The sequence below is a fragment of the Streptomyces sp. NPDC059454 genome (assembly GCF_042749965.1).
In the GTDB taxonomy this organism is placed as follows: Bacteria; Actinomycetota; Actinomycetes; order Streptomycetales; family Streptomycetaceae; genus Streptomyces.
On the sequence record NZ_JBHYVC010000012.1, the window covers coordinates 58,171 to 74,700 of the forward strand.

Consider the following 16,530-nt stretch of genomic DNA (forward strand, 5'->3'; position numbering starts at 1 on the left):
GGCTCCGCCGACGCCGGGCCGCGCAGACGTCCCGGTCCGCAGCGACGCCGGGTGCCGGCTGTGGGTGGTTGTGCCCACCCGTTCCGCCCTGCGGAACGACTGCCCACAACCACCGGCCGGTGGCCTGCGTGCCCTACGTCTTCTCGCCCACGACCACCGGCCGGTGGCCAGTGCGGCCTACGCCTTCTCGCCCACGACCACCGGCCGATGGCCGGCGTGCCCTACGCCTTCTCGCCCACCGGCACCCCCATCACCTCCCGGGCGTGGCGGCCCGGGACCATGCCCAGGTGCCAGGCCTGCCAGCCGGCCTCCAGGCTGACGCCCCGCTCCAGGAGGAGCTGGTACGCCTCCACGCAGTCGGCCAGTTTCCCGTCACGGGAGTCGTGGCCGGCCCGGCCCAGCCGGGACAGCTCCTCCTGCGCCACCGCCGTACCGACCTCCGTACCGCCCGGCGCCGCGTACGGCAGCAGTGTGCAGCGCAGGAAGCGCGCCCAGTCCTCGCCGCGCCGGTCGCCGTACGACACGAACAGGGACACCGCCTCGTCGCACAGCGCCAGCGCCTGCTGTGTGCGCGCGTTGCCCGCGTCGACGACCGCCAGCTCCAGGCATGTCCACGCCTCGCCGTGCGCCACCCCGATGCGCTGGAAGTCGGCGCGCGCGTCCACGAGGAGCTGCCGGGCGAAACCGGAGTTCCGCAGCGACCCCGTCCGGGCGGCCCGCTGGTCGCGGGTCACCCGCGCCGAGTGGTGCCGGGCGCAGGCCAGGCCGTACACGTCCCGCATCCGGGAGAACATCGTGCGGGCGCGCTCCAGCTCCCGCACCGCCCGGTCCAGGTCCCCGGTCTCCTCCAGCGCCTGGCCCAGGTAGTACAGCGTCCACGCCTCGCCCCGCACGTCCTCGTTGTCCCGGTGCCGGGCGGCGGCCCGGCGCAGGTCCTCCACCGCGGGCGGGGCGTCCCCGTCGACCAGCCGGGCCCGCGCCAGCTCGGTCAGCGCCCACGCCTCACCGCGGGCGTCGCGGGTACGGCCGTACAGTTCCAGGGCGGTGCGCAGTGCGGTTTCGGCGCGCGGGACGTCGCCTCTGCGCAGGTCCAGCTGGCCCAGCTGGAAGTGCGCCCAGGCCTGCCCGTGCACGGACTCGCCCGCGCGGTGCAGCACCAGCGACCCGGTCAGCAGGTCCAGCGCCTCGGACAGCCTGGCCCGGTCCCGCTCGACCGCCGCCAGCGCGTGCATCGTCCAGGCGCGGTCCGTGGCCAGCTCCGGCGCGGCCTGCAGGTCCAGCGCCTCCCGCAGCTTCGCCGACGCCTCCGTCAGGTTGCCCTGGTGGTGCAGCGTGATGCCGAGCGAGGTCAGCGCCCGCGCCGCGCCCGCGTTGTGCTGCGCCTCCCGGTAGAGGTCCACCACCGACGTCAGGGTGGTCCGCGCCGTGTCCAGCTCGCCCAGCTGCCGTGCCGCGATACCCGTGCGCCACTGCACCGAGCGCACCAGCAGCCCCTCGTCCACGGTCTGCGCCAGCTCGTTGATCTCACCGAGGCGGTACAGGTCGCCGCGCAGCAGGCAGTAGTCGCACAGCGCGCCGAGCAGATTCAGCACCGCCCGCCGGTCGACGCCCTCCGCGTGCCGCAGCGCCGCCGTGATGAAGCTCGACTCGTCGTCCAGCCAGCGCAGCGCCTCGTCCAGCGAGGTGAAGCCGTACGGGCCGAAGCGGTCCGAGCGGGTCGACATGTTGCCGTCGACCAGCCGCAGCACCGAGTCGGCCAGCTCGGCGTAGTTCACGACCAGCCGTTCCTGCGCCGCCGTGCGCTCGGCGGGGTCCTCCTCGTCGAGGAGGCGGGCGAGGGCGAAGGCGCGGACGAGGTCGTGCAGCCGGTAGCGGCTGTGCCGTACGCGGTCGATCAGCCCGGCGCGGTTCAGGGCGGCCAGATGCCGGGTCGCCTCGGCCTCGTCGGTGGCGAGGAGGGCCGCGGCCGCGGCGGCGCCCAGCGAGGCCCGGCCGGCCAGCGCCAGCCGCCGCAGCAGCCGCCGCAGGGTCTCCGGCTGGTCGGTGTAGCGCAGCCACAGCGCCCGCTCGACCGGCTCGACGGGCCCGTACGCGTTCAGGTCGGTGGCGAGCGCGAGCGGTGAGCGCGGGCCCAGGGCCGCACCGGCGGCCCGCAGCGCCAGCGGCAGGCCCCCGCACAGCTCCCGCACCCGCTCGCTGGACTCGGCGTCGTAGGGTCCCGAGGAGTCCTGCGCGGCAGCCGCCAGCAGTTCCTCCGCGCCCGCCGGGTCCAGCGGCTCCACCGGCAGCTGGTACACCCGGGCCGGCAGATCGTCCGGCAGCCCGAGCGGCGCGCGGGAGGTGACCAGGACGAGGCTGTCGGACCGTTCCGGGATCAGCGTGCGGACCTGCTGCGGATCGGAGGCGTCGTCCAGCACCACCGTGACCGGCATCCCGGTCAGATGCTGGTGGTACAGCTCGCTCAGCCGCTTGACCTGCTGGTCGGGGGAGGACCGCTCACGGAACAGCAGCTGCTCGCGGGGTGCCCCGAGCCGGTTCAGCAGATGCAGCAGCGCGTCCCGGGTGGACAGCGGGGGCTCGCCCGGGTCGTCGCCGCGCAGGTCGACGACACAGGCCCCGCGGAAGTGGTCCTTCAGGTCGTGTGCGGCACGCACCGCGAGCGTCGTACGGCCGCTGCCGGGCGCCCCGTGCAGCACGACCACCGTCGGCTGGGTCTGCGTGGTCGCGCGGGCCGCCTGCACCCACTGCCGGATTCGCGCCATCTCCTGCCGCCGTCCCGCGAACAACCCCAGCGGCTCCGGCAGTTGCCCGAACGACTGCTCCAGCACGCTTCGCCCGCGGGCCGCCGCGCTCTTGTCCGTGCCGCGCAACCGGGGCCCCGCCTGCTTCGGCCCGGTGGACGCGGCCAGCACCCGCTGCTGGTCCAGGAACGGCCGGATCCCCCGCACCTCCAGCGCCGTCAGCCACTGCAGCCGCAGCTGCTGCGGCCCGCCCGGCTGGCTCACCGCACCGGCCCGGTGGTGCGCGGCGGGCACGTGTGCGCCCGCCACCTTCACCACCGTCGCCGCCGCGCCGACGACCCCGACGGTCACGCCCGCGCCCAGCGCCGTCCCGGTGCCCGTCCCGAGCGCCATGTCGGCGACCACGGCCGCGACCCCCGCCACCCCGGCCACCAGCAGCGGAGTCCCGGCGCCCTCGCGGGCGTAACGCTGCCGGAAGGTGAGCTGCCCGGCCTCCGCCTCCTCCAGGGCCCGTGTGTACGCCTCGTACTCCTCGGCCGCCGCCTGCGCCATCGTGTCCAGTGCCCCGCGCGCCCGCGCGAGCAGCACCTTGCCGTCGGTGCGCCCACCCGACCGGCGCACCTCCTCCTCCACGGCCCGCGCCAACAGCCGCTCGGCGTCCGCCCGTTGACTGTCCCGCATGGCATGTCCCCCTCCGGCGGCAACTCCTTCGCCCACGAGTGTCCTTCTTACGGGCCGTCAGCGCGAGGGGGGCGACGATCAACGGTTGCGGGCCGGTGACGCGGGAACGGCCAGGGGCGGCCGGCGGCTCCACGTCCGTCATGCGGCGGCGGACGGCGGCCGCGGGCGGGATATCCGCCGGTGGCGGCGGGGCGGGCCGCAGGACACGCGGGGCGCCGCCGTGTCGCCGGTTCCGCGGGGCGCGGCCGGGTGCGCGAGGATGGACGTATGGCGAACCGACTTGCGCAGGCCACGTCCCCCTACCTCCTCCAGCACGCCGACAACCCCGTCGACTGGTGGTCCTGGTCCGAGGAGGCCTTCGCCGAGGCGCGGCGGCGCGATGTGCCGGTGCTGCTGAGCGTCGGCTACTCGAGCTGCCACTGGTGCCATGTCATGGCGCACGAGTCCTTCGAGGACCGGGCCACCGCCGACGACATGAACGCGCACTTCGTCAGCATCAAGGTGGACCGCGAGGAGCGCCCGGACGTCGACGCCGTCTACATGGAGGCGGTGCAGGCGGCGACCGGGCAGGGCGGCTGGCCCATGACCGTGTTCCTCACGCCGGACGCCGAGCCGTTCTACTTCGGTACGTACTTCCCGCCCGCCCCCCGGCACGGCATGCCGTCGTTCCGGCAGGTGCTCCGGGGCGTCCACCAGGCGTGGGACGAGCGGCGCGGTGAGGTCGACGAGGTGGCGGGGAAGATCACCCGGGACCTGGCCGGCCGGGAGCTGTCCTACGGCGACGACCGGCTGCCCGGCGAGCAGGAGCTCGCCCAGGCGCTGCTCGGGCTGACCAGGGAGTACGACCCGCAGCGCGGCGGGTTCGGCGGGGCGCCGAAGTTCCCGCCGTCCATGGTGCTCGAGTTCCTGCTGCGCCACCACGCCCGCACCGGCGCCGAGGGCGCGCTGCAGATGGCGGCGGACACCTGTGAGCGCATGGCGCGCGGCGGGATCTACGACCAGCTCGGCGGCGGCTTCGCCCGGTACTCCGTCGACCGGGACTGGGTGGTGCCGCACTTCGAGAAGATGCTCTACGACAACGCCCTGCTGTGCCGGGTCTACGCCCACCTGTGGCGGGCCACCGGGTCGGAGCTCGCGCGCCGGGTGGCGCTGGAGACCGCCGACTTCATGGTCCGCGAACTGCGCACCACCGAGGGCGGTTTCGCGTCCGCGCTGGACGCCGACAGCGACGACGGCACGGGCCGGCACGTCGAGGGCGCGTACTACGTGTGGACGCCCGCGCAACTGCGGGAGGTGCTCGGGGAGGAGGACGCCGACCTCGCCGCGCGGTACTTCGGGGTGACCGTGGAGGGCACCTTCGAGGAGGGCGCCTCGGTGCTGCAACTGCCGCAGCGGGACGAGGTGTTCGACGCCGGGCGGATCGACGGCATCAGGGAGCGGCTGCTCGCGGCGCGTTCTGCCCGGCCCGCGCCCGGCCGGGACGACAAGGTGGTCGCCGCCTGGAACGGGCTGGCGATCGCCGCGCTCGCCGAGACCGGCGCCTACTTCGACCGGCCGGACCTCACCGAGGCCGCCGTCGCCGCCGGTGACCTGCTGGTCCGGCTGCACCTGGACGACCAGGCCCGGATCGCCCGCACCAGCAGGGACGGCCGGGTCGGGGCCAACGCGGGGGTGCTGGAGGACTACGCCGATGTCGCCGAGGGCTTCCTGGCGCTCGCCTCGGTGACGGGGGAGGGCGTGTGGCTGGAGTTCGCCGGCCTGCTGCTCGACCATGTGCTCGTCCGCTTCGCCGACCCGGAGTCGGGTGCCCTGTACGACACGGCGTCCGACGCGGAGCGCCTCATCCGGCGTCCGCAGGACCCGACCGACAACGCCGCCCCGTCCGGCTGGACCGCCGCCGCGGGCGCCCTGCTGGGCTATGCCGCGCACACCGGTTCCGAGCCGCACCGCACGGCCGCCGAGCGGGCGCTGGGCGTGGTGAAGGCGCTCGGTCCGCGGGTCCCGCGGTTCATCGGGTGGGGACTCGCGGTCGCCGAGGCCGTACTGGACGGGCCGAAGGAGGTCGCGGTGGTCGGTCCGGCGCTCGACGACCCGGCCACGGCCGCCCTGCACCGCACGGCACTTCTGGGTTCCGCTCCCGGCGCGGTGGTCGCCGTCGGGACGCCGGAGAGTGACGAGTTCCCACTGCTCGCCGACCGTCCGCTGGTCCAGGGCGAACCGGCCGCCTACGTCTGCCGCAACTTCACCTGCGACGCGCCGACGACCGATTCCGACCGGTTGCGGGTGGCGCTGGGCGGCTGAACCGGCGGCCGTACCGGCCGCCCGCCGCGCCCGGACGGGAACCGCGACGGCACAGCCCGCGGCAGGAACGACCCGACGGTGCGCCGAGCGCCCTCGCAGGAGCGCGGAGCCGTATCGACGCGCGGCTCCGCCGCGCGGGCCCGACCGGCCGCAACGGCCCCGCGGTTCCCCACGGCACTACCGCGCCGACCCGGCGCCGACCCGGCGTCAACCCCGCGCCGACCCGGCGCCGACTCCGCGCCGACCCGCGTCACCCCCGCTCCGACCGCGACGCGACCGCCCGCTCCACGATCGCGACCAGCTGCTCGTGATGCGCACCCTTCCAGTACGCGCGGCCGCACTCCGCACACTGCGCGAACACGTCGTACGTGCGGTGCGTCCCGCCCCTCAACTGGTCGGCGATCTCGTCCTTGGTGACCTGTCGCAGCAGCCCGTTGCAGGCGGTGCACCGGCTCCACGGCCGCAGTTCGGGCCGGAACCGGTCGAGTACGTACGTGAGCTGCTCCTCGGGCCGGGTGCTGTACACGAACGCTCCCGCCCACAGCTCCCGCCGCCGCAGCAGCCCCCGGTCCCGGCTGAGCATGACCCGCTGCTCCGCCGCCGACCGCGCGGCCAGCGCCGGATCGCCGATGTCCGTCGACTCGTACGCCGTGTCCACGCCCAGCAGCCGCAGCCGGCGCGCCAGCGTGCCCAGGTGCACGTCGAGCAGGAAGCGCAGGGGGGCGCCCGGGACCCGCTGGGGGTGTTCGACGGCACGCACCGTCACCGACTCGCCCGCGGCCGGCACGTGGCCGGCCGGCACCTCGCGGCCGTCCACGAGCAACGCGCCGACCTCGGTCAGCGGGACTCCGAGGGACTCGACGACGTGGCCGAGGCTGGAGACACCGTCGGTGGCGGCCTTGGTGGCGCCGGTGGGCCGTGCCCGGGGGACGAAGAGCAGCAGCCCGGGGTCGAACGCGACGTGGATCTCGGGACCGTTCACCCGGTCAAGGATGTCATGTCCGGGGCCCGCCGCCCCGGGATTTCGCGGTGGGCAGGCCGTGCTCGACCACATCGAGGGCCCGGTCGAAGAGGTCGGTGAGGTCGTCGGTGTGGCCGTGCTCGGCCCAGTAGTGCGAGGCCTCCAGCAGGCCGCTGACCAGGGCCATCGTGCAGACCCGCACCTCCAGGCCGTCCGGGTCGAGCCCGGTGCGTGCGGCGATGGCCCGGGCGAGCAGGCGGCCGGTGGCCGACAGGCTCTCCGTCATCCGGGAGCGCACCGCGGGCACCTCGGCCATCAGCCGCGCCCGCAGCAGGGTCACGTCCGGCTGCTCGGTCACCGCCAGACCGATGGCCCTGCGCATCACATACCGGACCGAGTCCAGCCAGGGTTCGTCGACGGGCCGCGCGGTGAGTTCCGCGAGCAGCGGCTCGTCGTACTCGTCCGTGAGGACGATGTCCTCCTTGGTGGGGAAATACCGGAAGACGGTCGACGGCGACACCTCGGCGCGCTCGGCGATCTGCTCGACCGTCGTGGCCTCGTAGCCCTGTTCCCGGATCAGTCCGTAGGTCGCGCCCCGGATCGCCTCGCGGGTCTTGATCTTCTTCCGCTCACGGAGCCCCGGGCGGGACGGGTCGGCGGGGGTGAGGGAGGAACGTGCGGCCTTCATGAGGGTCATTCTCGGCCATCGGCCTCCGCGGCGGCCATGCCGCCGGCCACGGTCCCCCGGACGGCGGCCGCCCGGGCGTTCGGCAGGAACGCCGCCACCAGCAGTGCGGTGACCAGCGCCGCGATCCCGCAGACCACGAGCACCAGCGACATCCCGTCCACGTACGCCGCGTCGGCGGAGCGGGCGAGGGCCGGCAGACCGAGCCGTTCGGCGACGGCGTGGGCCCCGCTCAGCGACTCCCGGGCGGCCTCGGCGGCGGGGGCGGGCAGCCCGGTGGTGCCGAGCCGGCCGGCGTAGGCGTCGGCGACGAGGCTGCCGAGCAGGGCGATGCCGACCGCGCCGCCCACCTGGCGCAGCGTCATCAGCAGCGCGGAGCCACTGCCCGCCGCGTCGGCGGGGATGCCGCCGAGCGCCGCGTCCATCGCGGGCACCATCGCCAGGCCGAAGCCCAGGCCCGCGATCGTCAGCCAGGTGGCGGTGAATCCGTAGCCGCTGCCCGGCTCGGTCCGGGAGCCGAGGAGCGCGGCGAAGCACAGCACCACCAGCCCCGCGGCGACCACCGGCCGCGGCCCGAACCGCCGCACCAGGGACGTGCTCACCCGCGCGGAGACCATCAGGCCGCCCATCATGGGCATCAGCCGCAGCCCGGTGCCGAACGCGTCGCTGCCGCCGATCTCCTGCAGATACGTCGGCAGCAGGAACAGCAGCCCGGCGAAGACGAAGGTGCCGAGCGTCGCGGACAGGACGTTGAACAGGAAGACGCGCCGCCCGAGCAGCGCGAGATCGAGCATGGGCCGCGCCGCACGCCGCTCGCGCACCACGAGCCCGGCCAGCAGCAGCACGGACAGCGCGAACGAGCCGAGCACCCAGCCACTGCTCCAGCCGCGCACGGGTCCTTCGATGATGCCGAAGACCAGCGCGCCGAGCCCGGACGCGCTGAGCACCGTGGACAGCGCGTCGACCCTGGGGGAGGAGGGGTCGCGCGATTCGGGCAGCAGGATCAGACAGGCGGCGATGCCGACGGCGGCCATCGGGATGTTGATCAGGAAGATCGAGCCCCACCAGTAGTGGTCGAGCAGCAGCCCGCCGACGAGCGGGCCGAGCGGCATCCCGGCGGCCATGGAGGCGGTGACGGCGGCGACCGCCTTGCCGCGTTCCTCCTCGCCGAACATCGACGGCAGTACGGACAGGCCCAGCGGAATGACCAGCGCGGCCCCGAGGCCCATCACGGAGCGGGCCGCGACGACGAGTTCCGGCGCGTCGGTCAGCGCGCCGGCCAGGGACCCGACGAGGAACACACAGAGTCCCACCACCAGCATGCGGCGCCGCCCGAACCGGTCGCCGAGCAGGCCGGCGGGCAGCATCAGCGCCGCGAAGACCACGACGTACGAGTCCACGATCCATTGGAGTTCGCCGGTGCTCGCCTCCAGCCGCGCGGCCATGGTCGGCAACGCCACGTTGAGGATCGTCAGGTCGAAGCCGAGGGTGAGCATGCTCGCGACCAGGGCGCCCAGGGCCCACCAGCGGCGGGGGTCGGCGTGCACGGCGCCACGCTTAGTGACAGTGGCCATTAAATGAGAGTAACTATCAAAAGCAATGGGCTGTCAATACGGCGCGGGCATGGAAAAGGGCCGCGGCGTCGATGCCGCGGCCCGGTCGTGGGGTGGCCGGCCTCCGGGTGCCAGGTGTGCGACTCCTGCGCGTCCTAGTAGGCCACCAGGGAGATGCCGATGTAGTGGGCGGTGAAGGCGGCCAGGGTGAGGGAGTGGAATACCTCGTGGAAGCCGAACCAGCGCGGTGACGGGTTGGGCTTCTTGAGGCCGTAGATCACCCCGCCCGCGCTGTAGAGCAGACCGCCCACGACGACCAGGACGAGTACGGCGATGCCGCCGGTGCGCATGAAGTCCGGCAGGAAGAAGACGGCCGCCCAGCCCATCGCGATGTAGCAGGGCGTGTAGAGCCAGCGCGGCGCGCCGACCCAGAAGACCCGGAAGACGATCCCGGCCACCGCCGCTCCCCAGATGCCCCACAGCAGCCACCGCCCCTTCGACTCCGGCAGCAGCAGGATCGTCAGGGGGGTGTAGGTGCCCGCGATGATCAGGAAGATGTTGGCGTGGTCGAGGCGGCGCAGCACCCCGTCCATGCGGGGACTCCAGTCGCCCCGGTGGTAGAGCGCGCTCACGCCGAACAGCAGGCAGGCCGTCAGGGCGAAGACCCCGCAGGCGAGACGTCCCCGGGTCGAGTCGGCGAAGGCGGTCAGCACCAGTCCGGCGACCAGGGCGGCGGGGAACATGCCGAGGTGCAGCCAGCCGCGGAGCTTGGGCTTGACGGGGTGCGGCAGGGAGGTCGCGACCGGACCCCGGCCGTCGGCCGCCGGGTTCTCGGGCGCGTCGGGGGCGAGCGCAGTCATGTACAGCATCGTACCTACGGAACCGTAAGTTATGCGTCCGGGTGCCGGATCGGCCCACGTCGAGTGGTCATCGTCTCACGCCGTGCCGTCGGTGTGTCACGCAAAGAAATCGTCAGGTCTGCCCAACGTGCGCGTAAAGCCCCGGGAAAAACCGTGGTCAGCGTCACGTTGCTCACCTGTGCGGCCCTCTGGACAGATGGGCGCTCTCGTCGGATGATCAAATGAGTGCGGTCGACACCGGATGAGCGCGCAGCGCACCACCGTGCAGCATCCGGGTCGCAGCCCCCACGGGGCCTCCCAAACAAAAACCCTCATTTAGGAGCAGACGTGGCGCGCGACATCGCGGCTCCCAGCATCCCCACCACCCACCAGGGGCTGATTTCCTGGGTCAACGAGATCGCAGACCTGACGCAGCCGGACCGGGTGGTCTGGTGCGACGGCTCGGAGGCTGAGTACGAACGCCTGTGCGACGAGCTCGTCGCGCAGGGCACCTTCCGCAAACTCGACCCGATCAAGCGCCCCAACTCCTACTACGCGGCCTCCGACCCCACCGACGTCGCCCGCGTCGAGGACCGGACCTTCATCTGCTCCGAGAAGGAGGAGGACGCCGGCCCGACCAACCACTGGAAGGCCCCCGCCGAGATGCGGGAGATCTTCCGGGGCGACAAGGGCGTCTTCCGCGGCTCGATGAAGGGCCGCACCATGTACGTCGTGCCCTTCTGCATGGGCCCGCTCGGCTCGCCGCTGTCCGCCATCGGCGTCGAGATCACCGACTCCGCGTACGTCGCCGTCTCCATGCGCACCATGACCCGGATGGGCCGGCCAGTCCTGGACGAGCTCGGCTCCGACGGCTTCTTCGTCAAGGCCGTGCACTCGGTCGGCGCCCCGCTGGAGCCCGGCCAGGAGGACGTCCCCTGGCCCTGCAACGGCACCAAGTACATCTCCCACTTCCCCGAGGACCGCGAGATCTGGTCCTACGGCTCCGGCTACGGCGGCAACGCCCTGCTCGGCAAGAAGTGCTACGCGCTGCGCATCGCCTCCGTCATGGCCCGCGACGAGGGCTGGCTCGCCGAGCACATGCTCATCCTCAAGCTCACCCCGCCGCAGGGTGAGTCGAAGTACGTCGCCGCCGCCTTCCCGTCCGCCTGCGGCAAGACCAACCTCGCCATGCTGGAGCCCACGATTTCCGGCTGGACGGTCGAGACGATCGGCGACGACATCGCCTGGATGCGCTTCGGCGAGGACGGCCGCCTGTACGCAATCAACCCCGAGGCCGGCTTCTTCGGCGTCGCCCCCGGCACCGGCGAGCACACCAACGCCAACGCCATGAAGACCCTCTGGGGCAACTCCGTCTTCACCAACGTCGCCCTCACCGACGACAACGACGTGTGGTGGGAGGGCATGACCGAGGAGACCCCGGCCCACCTCACGGACTGGAAGGGCAACGACTGGACCCCCGAGTCCGGTACGCCCGCCGCCCACCCCAACGCCCGCTTCACCACCCCCGCCGCGCAGTGCCCGATCATCGCGCCCGAGTGGGAGGACCCGGGGGGCGTGCCGATCTCCGCGATCCTCTTCGGCGGGCGCCGCGCCAGCGCCGTACCGCTGGTGACGGAGTCCTTCGACTGGAACCACGGCGTCTTCCTCGGCGCCAACGTGGCCTCCGAGAAGACCGCCGCCGCCGAGGGCAGGGTCGGCGAGCTGCGCCGCGACCCGTTCGCCATGCTGCCGTTCTGCGGCTACAACATGGGCGACTACATGGCGCACTGGATCGACGTGGCCAAGGACAAGGACCAGTCCGAGCTGCCGAAGATCTACTACGTCAACTGGTTCCGCAAGAACGACGACGGCAAGTTCGTCTGGCCCGGCTTCGGCGAGAACTCCCGCGTCCTGAAGTGGATCGTGGAGCGCCTGGAGGGCCGCGCGGAGGGCGTCGAGACCCCGATCGGCGTGCTCCCGGCCAAGGCCGCGCTGGACACCGAAGGGCTGGACCTCTCCGACGCCGACCTGGACTTCCTGCTCACCGTCGACAAGGACGTGTGGCGCGAGGAGGCCGCCCTGGTCCCCGAGCACCTCAACACCTTCGGCGACCACACACCCAAGGAACTGTGGGACCAGTACCACGCGCTGGTGAAGCGCCTGGGCTGACGCCCGCACAGACCCCGCGGCCGGTCGGTACTCGGTTTGAGGATGCCCTGACCAGCGATCGTCACGCCACGACCGGCCGCGGAACACACCGGCGAGGCCCGCACAACGGCGTGCGGGCCCTGGGGCCCGTCGACCCCTTCCCGCCCGCCCCGGCGTGAGGAGGACGACGGGCCCTCGCCCATGCCGGGCTCACGGGGACCGGTCCTCCAGGTACCGCGTGTGCGACTCCTGCCGCCGCGCCTCCGTCTCCCGCAGACCCTGCGCCAGCCGCTCCGCCTCCGCGTGCAGCAGCTCCAGCTGACGCGCCAGATGCTGCTCCGGGGGCAGCTGCCCGGGTGTCAGCCGCGTCCACCAGCGGGTCCGCACATAGGCGTCGACGGCTTCCGGCACGTCCTGCCGCACGGCCCGGGACAGGGTGTGCACGGCGTCCGGGTCCTGGGCGAGGATCTCGGCCACCCACCCGGGATCCAGCAGCGCGGCCAGCAGTTCCGTCAGTTCGGTGAGCCGGCCCCGCGCGGTGGGCGGCAGATCGACGTCCGCGAGATAGTCCCGCAGCCGCTCGAAGTCCGCCCGCACCTCGTCGAGCTGCGCGGACGGATCCGGAAAGGCGGGCGGCGCGGGCCGCTCGGGCGGGGCGACCAGCGCGCCCGCCCCGTACAGCCCGGCCACCACGACCGGCCAGTACGGGCCCGCCACGTCCGTGAACGTCAGCACCAGCCCCGCCAGCCCGCCCGCGCTCCCGGCGAGGTTCTTGCGGGACTCCAGGTACGCCATCGCCCTACTGGTAGCCACGGATCTCCTCGAACGCCCCGTCCAGCGAGCCCTGCCCGTCGAACAGCCGGCCGCCGGTCAGCTCGGCGATGTGCTCCAGTTCGGCCCGGTCGGAGTCGCCGAACAGGATGGGGAAGACGGGGATGTCCTGCCGCTCGCGGGACAGCCCCTCGTAGAAGTCGTCGAAGTCGCCGGCCTTGTCGCCCGCCGTGTTCTCGCCGTCCGTCATCAGCACGATCGACGTGAACGTGTCCTCGCCGCCGCCCAGGTGGTCGTACGCCTTCCGCAGGGACGTGTAGATCGCGGTCTCGCCCTCGGCCCGCAGCTTCCCGGTGTCGCGCCGGATCGCGGCGATCCCCCGCTCGGGATCCTCGGGGCCGACGACATGGGTGCGCACGCTCTTCACCGCCGATCCGAACGGCATCAGGGTGACCTCCTCCCGGTCGCGGAAGTCGTCGGTGAGGTCGGTGAGGGCCTGCTTCAGCCGGTCGATCCGCCCGCCCTCCATCGAGCCGGAGGTGTCGAGGACGTACACCGTCCGGGAGGGACGGCGCAGCTGGTTCTCGTACGCGTCGAGCAGCCCGTCGGCGACGGAACGGCTGCCGGGGAAGGGCAGTTCGCGCCTGCGTCCGGTGTCCAGTCCGGCCGCGGGATCCACCGAGGCGACGACCGGGCGGCGGTGCGTGTACTCGGTGATCAGCCGCTGGACGGCGTCCGAGCGCAGCGCCTCGGTCACCCGGCGCACGTCGTCGCGGGTGGCCGTGCCGGTGGCGGCGAGGGAGGACAGCGGATAGTCGGCGGTGACCACCCCGTCCTTCGGGCGGATCACCGTCAGGCCCTTGAAGCCCTTGAGGACGGACTCGTAGTTGAGGAGCGCGTCGACGTCACCGCGGCGGTTGTACGCGCCCGCCAGCCAGCCCGACGAACCCGAGGTGAGCTTCTGCCCCTCGAAGAACCCCTTCAGCCGCGGCGTCGCCTTCGCCACGTCGGCGTCGGTGAGCGCGGACTGCGCTCCGGAGAGCGCCGAGGCGACGGAGACCAGCGTGGAGAAACCGGAGTTGGAGCGGGTCGGGTCGGTCATGCCGTAGGTGAGCTTCCCGTCCCGGACGGCCCGCTCGATCGCGGACCAGGTGACGTCCCCGGGGTTCCAGCCCAGCTCCTCGACGACGGCGGACCGCACGCCGAGGGCGACCGGGCTGGACATCACGGGCGTCTCCGAGACGACCTTCCGCGCCGCCTCCGGGCGCAGCCGCAGGTAGTCGTTGGAGGACAGCCACACGGCGTCGTACCGGCCGTCCGTCTTCCCCGTGGCCAGCATGTCCACGGCGTCGAGCGTGCCGATCCAGGTCGGCCGGATCGTGACCCCGGTGTCCTTCTCGACCCGCTCCAGGACCGGTGTCATGTCGCTGAGCTCGCTGGAGGCCAGCACCCGGAGCGTGCCCGGAGCGGCGGCGTACGGATCCGCCTCCTTCTCCTTCTCCGGCGCGGTGGTGCACGCGCTCAGCAGGGCCGCGCCGGCGGCGAGCAGCGCGGCCAGGGACCGTCGTCGTCTCATCCGAGCCCCCCTTCCAGCGCGCCCTGCGACCGGCTGCGCTCCAAGTAGGTACTGGCGTGCTGGAGTTCGGAGGTCAGGTTCTCCACCGTCGCGGCCATCGCCTCGGTCGCCCGCACCTTGTAGGTGTCGATGGCGTCGAGGGTGCGGTAGATCTGCTGGAAGGCGGTGCGCAGGGTCTCGGCCCCGACCGCCGGGTCGGCGGCGATGCGCTGGATCTCCCCGCTCTGCGTCGCCAGCATCTCCGCGTTGCCCCGGATCAGCTCCTCGGTGGTCCCGCGCAGCGCGTCGACCTGCTCGACGACCTTCTTCTGGTGGTCGAGCGCGGACGCCAGCATCACGGAGATCCGCAGCGCCGACACGGTCGTCGTGGCCGCCCGGTCCACGCCCTTGATCAGCTCGTCGTTGTTGCGCCGTACGACGTCCATGGCGAGGTAGCCCTGTGCGCACACGGCGAGCTGGGTGAGCAGGTCCTGGTGCTTCTGCCGGACGGGGAAGAGGACGTCGGCACGGAGCGAGTCGGCCTGCGCGGGGTCGGTCGCCGCCACGCCCGTGATGTGCCGCTCCACGGCCGTGTCCAGGGCCTCCGTCAGGACGACGTACTCCTGGAGCTTTCCCATGGTCTCCCACAGGCGGACCCGCTCCGTCTGCAACGCGGCGTTGTCGCGGCGCAGTTCGTCCTGTCCGCCGCGCAGCGCGCCCACGATGCCGTTCAGGGTGCCCTGCGCGGAGGCGTACTTGGCGACGTGGTCGCGCAGCTTGTTGCCGCCGGGCAGCCGGGAGAGGAACGTGCGGCCCTTCTTCCCGGGCAGGTCCCGCGGGTCCAGGTCCTCGACCACGCGCCGCAGTTCGACGAGCGAGCCCGCGACCTTGGACTGGGCGTCCCCACCCTTGTCGGGCAGGCTGCGGACCGTGCGCTCCAGCATGCGGTTGGACTGCGCGGTCGCGGTGCGCATCTCGCCGGCGCCCAGCGCGGTGATCTCCCCGACCTTGCCCGCGAACTCGGGCGAGCGGGCGTCCAGTGCCGTCAGCCCTTCCACGTACGCGGCGGCCTTGGCGGCCATCTCGGCCCGGACGTCCTCGGTGACGGGCACGAGCCCGCCGGCCTTCTCCCGCGGCACGGGAGCGACGGGATCGGGCGGAGAGAGTATGAAGTCGCCCTCGGTGTTCATCACTTGGTGCTGTCCCCCTTATCCGCGCGCCCGTCGCGCCAGCTCGTGCAGCACCGCGGAGGTGGGCACGGGCGCCTGGCGGACGCCGGTCAGTCGCTGCTTGAGATAGGCGGTGCGGCCCACGGTGGACGCCGCGAACTCGGCGACGTCGCCCTGCGGGCGGAAGCCGTGCCGGACGGCGAGCTTGCGCAACGCCGGGTCGCTGCCGAGGAATTCGGCCACCTTTCGGCCGTCCTCGGTGAGCGGCACGACGGTGTGGTCGCTGTTGACCGTGGTGTCCGGGTAGAGGACGACGAGGTCGTCCGCGTTCTGCTGCTCGTCGAGGAGCGCGGCCACCTGGGACTCGTAGACGAGGACGAGCGGGTTGCCGGCCCCGCTGACGAAGTCCCGGAACGCCGCGTCCGTACTGGACTGCTGGGCGCCCTGCACGCCGACCAGCTTGCGCAGCAGGGGAGCCGTGCGCCCGATCTCGGCGTCGCTCGCGACCACCTTGCCGCCGTTGGCGACGTAGGAGGCGGCGGCCAGGTACAGCGCGCCGGAGTTGGAGGTCTCCGGGTCGGTGCTGGAGATGTAGAGGGTGCCGGTCAGCTCTCCGTGCTCCTCGGCCCCCTTGAGCTGCTGCCAGGTGCGGTCGCGCCCGGCCGCGTCGAGGTAGGCGTCCATCTTCAGCGTGCCCGGGTTCTTCCCGTCGAGCACGGCCAGCCCGTTCCCGGCGAGCACCTCGGCGGCACCGCGACGGGACACGACGACGAGGGGCGAGTAGAACGGGCGCGGCAGCATTCCCCGCACCTTGTACTTCTCGGCCAGTTCGGCGGCGGGCGCCCGGCTGGACGGGAACGCCAGGTCGTACCCCTCGAGGTCCAGTCCTTCCATGGCCCAGGACCCGGAGGTCTCGGCCTCGACGGTGTAGCCCTTGGCGGCGAGGGCATCCACCACGTCCGGATCGGCGAAGAACTCCGCCTTCTCCGATCCGATCACCATGCGCACGGTCTTCGTTGCCGTGCCCGTCTCCTCGCTGTCCCGGCCCGCGACGACGGCGGCCGCCACGCCGGCCGTCAGCAGTACCGCGAGGACGATTCCCATAATCCGTCTCACGTCCGGAGCA

General features: G+C 73.0%; 11 protein-coding genes. 2 read left to right on the forward strand and 9 right to left on the reverse strand.

Annotation, left to right across the window (positions count from 1 at the left end):
• Window positions 1–221 precede the first annotated feature (221 nt).
• Window positions 222–3,422: a tetratricopeptide repeat protein gene (locus ACFXAE_RS11540; protein WP_384711644.1), complete on the reverse strand. Its 3,201-nt coding sequence runs from the start codon at window positions 3,420–3,422 to the stop codon at window positions 222–224.
• A 267-nt stretch (window positions 3,423–3,689) separates the two neighbouring features.
• On the opposite strand from ACFXAE_RS11540, the gene ACFXAE_RS11545 reads away from it, so the two are divergent.
• Complete coding sequence (locus tag ACFXAE_RS11545) at window positions 3,690–5,723, forward strand: thioredoxin domain-containing protein (protein ID WP_384711647.1); 2,034 nt, start codon at window positions 3,690–3,692, stop codon at window positions 5,721–5,723.
• Window positions 5,724–5,973: 250 nt separating this feature from the next.
• On the opposite strand, the gene ACFXAE_RS11550 is transcribed toward ACFXAE_RS11545, so the two are convergent.
• From ACFXAE_RS11550 to ACFXAE_RS11565, 4 genes are all read right to left on the reverse strand, one after another.
• Entirely contained in the window at window positions 5,974–6,705 is a 732-nt protein-coding gene (locus ACFXAE_RS11550) for a Mut7-C RNAse domain-containing protein (protein ID WP_384711650.1), read from the reverse strand.
• 13 nt (window positions 6,706–6,718) lie between these two features.
• The gene (locus ACFXAE_RS11555) at window positions 6,719–7,372 is read right to left on the reverse strand and encodes a TetR/AcrR family transcriptional regulator (RefSeq protein ID WP_384711653.1); all 654 of its coding nucleotides are present in this window, start codon (window positions 7,370–7,372) and stop codon (window positions 6,719–6,721) included.
• A 5-nt stretch (window positions 7,373–7,377) separates the two neighbouring features.
• Entirely contained in the window at window positions 7,378–8,943 is a 1,566-nt protein-coding gene (locus ACFXAE_RS11560) for a DHA2 family efflux MFS transporter permease subunit (RefSeq protein ID WP_384711656.1), read from the reverse strand.
• A 134-nt stretch (window positions 8,944–9,077) separates the two neighbouring features.
• A complete protein-coding gene (locus ACFXAE_RS11565) occupies window positions 9,078–9,782 on the reverse strand; it encodes a hemolysin III family protein (RefSeq protein ID WP_384711659.1) in 705 nt (234 codons plus the stop codon).
• 327 nt (window positions 9,783–10,109) lie between these two features.
• Here ACFXAE_RS11565 and ACFXAE_RS11570 point away from each other — a divergent pair, with 327 nt between their 5' ends.
• Window positions 10,110–11,930, forward strand: coding sequence for a phosphoenolpyruvate carboxykinase (GTP) (locus tag ACFXAE_RS11570; RefSeq protein WP_384711662.1), 1,821 nt, complete (start codon window positions 10,110–10,112; stop codon window positions 11,928–11,930).
• A 189-nt stretch (window positions 11,931–12,119) separates the two neighbouring features.
• On the opposite strand, the gene ACFXAE_RS11575 is transcribed toward ACFXAE_RS11570, so the two are convergent.
• From ACFXAE_RS11575 to ACFXAE_RS11590, 4 genes are read right to left on the reverse strand one after another with little or no spacing between them, the layout of a single operon-like run.
• Window positions 12,120–12,704 carry a hypothetical protein gene (locus ACFXAE_RS11575; RefSeq protein WP_384711913.1) on the reverse strand — a complete coding sequence of 195 codons (585 nt, stop codon included), beginning with the start codon at window positions 12,702–12,704 and terminating at the stop codon, window positions 12,120–12,122.
• A gap of 4 nt (window positions 12,705–12,708) precedes the next feature.
• A complete protein-coding gene (locus ACFXAE_RS11580) occupies window positions 12,709–14,256 on the reverse strand; it encodes a substrate-binding domain-containing protein (RefSeq protein ID WP_384711665.1) in 1,548 nt (515 codons plus the stop codon).
• Window positions 14,253–15,425, reverse strand: a complete 1,173-nt coding sequence (locus ACFXAE_RS11585) for a toxic anion resistance protein (RefSeq protein ID WP_384711668.1) — start codon at window positions 15,423–15,425, stop codon at window positions 14,253–14,255. The genes ACFXAE_RS11580 and ACFXAE_RS11585 overlap by 4 nt, the downstream gene beginning before the upstream one ends.
• An 18-nt stretch (window positions 15,426–15,443) precedes the next feature.
• Entirely contained in the window at window positions 15,444–16,520 is a 1,077-nt protein-coding gene (locus ACFXAE_RS11590; protein WP_384711671.1) for a substrate-binding domain-containing protein, read from the reverse strand.
• Window positions 16,521–16,530 lie beyond the last annotated feature (10 nt).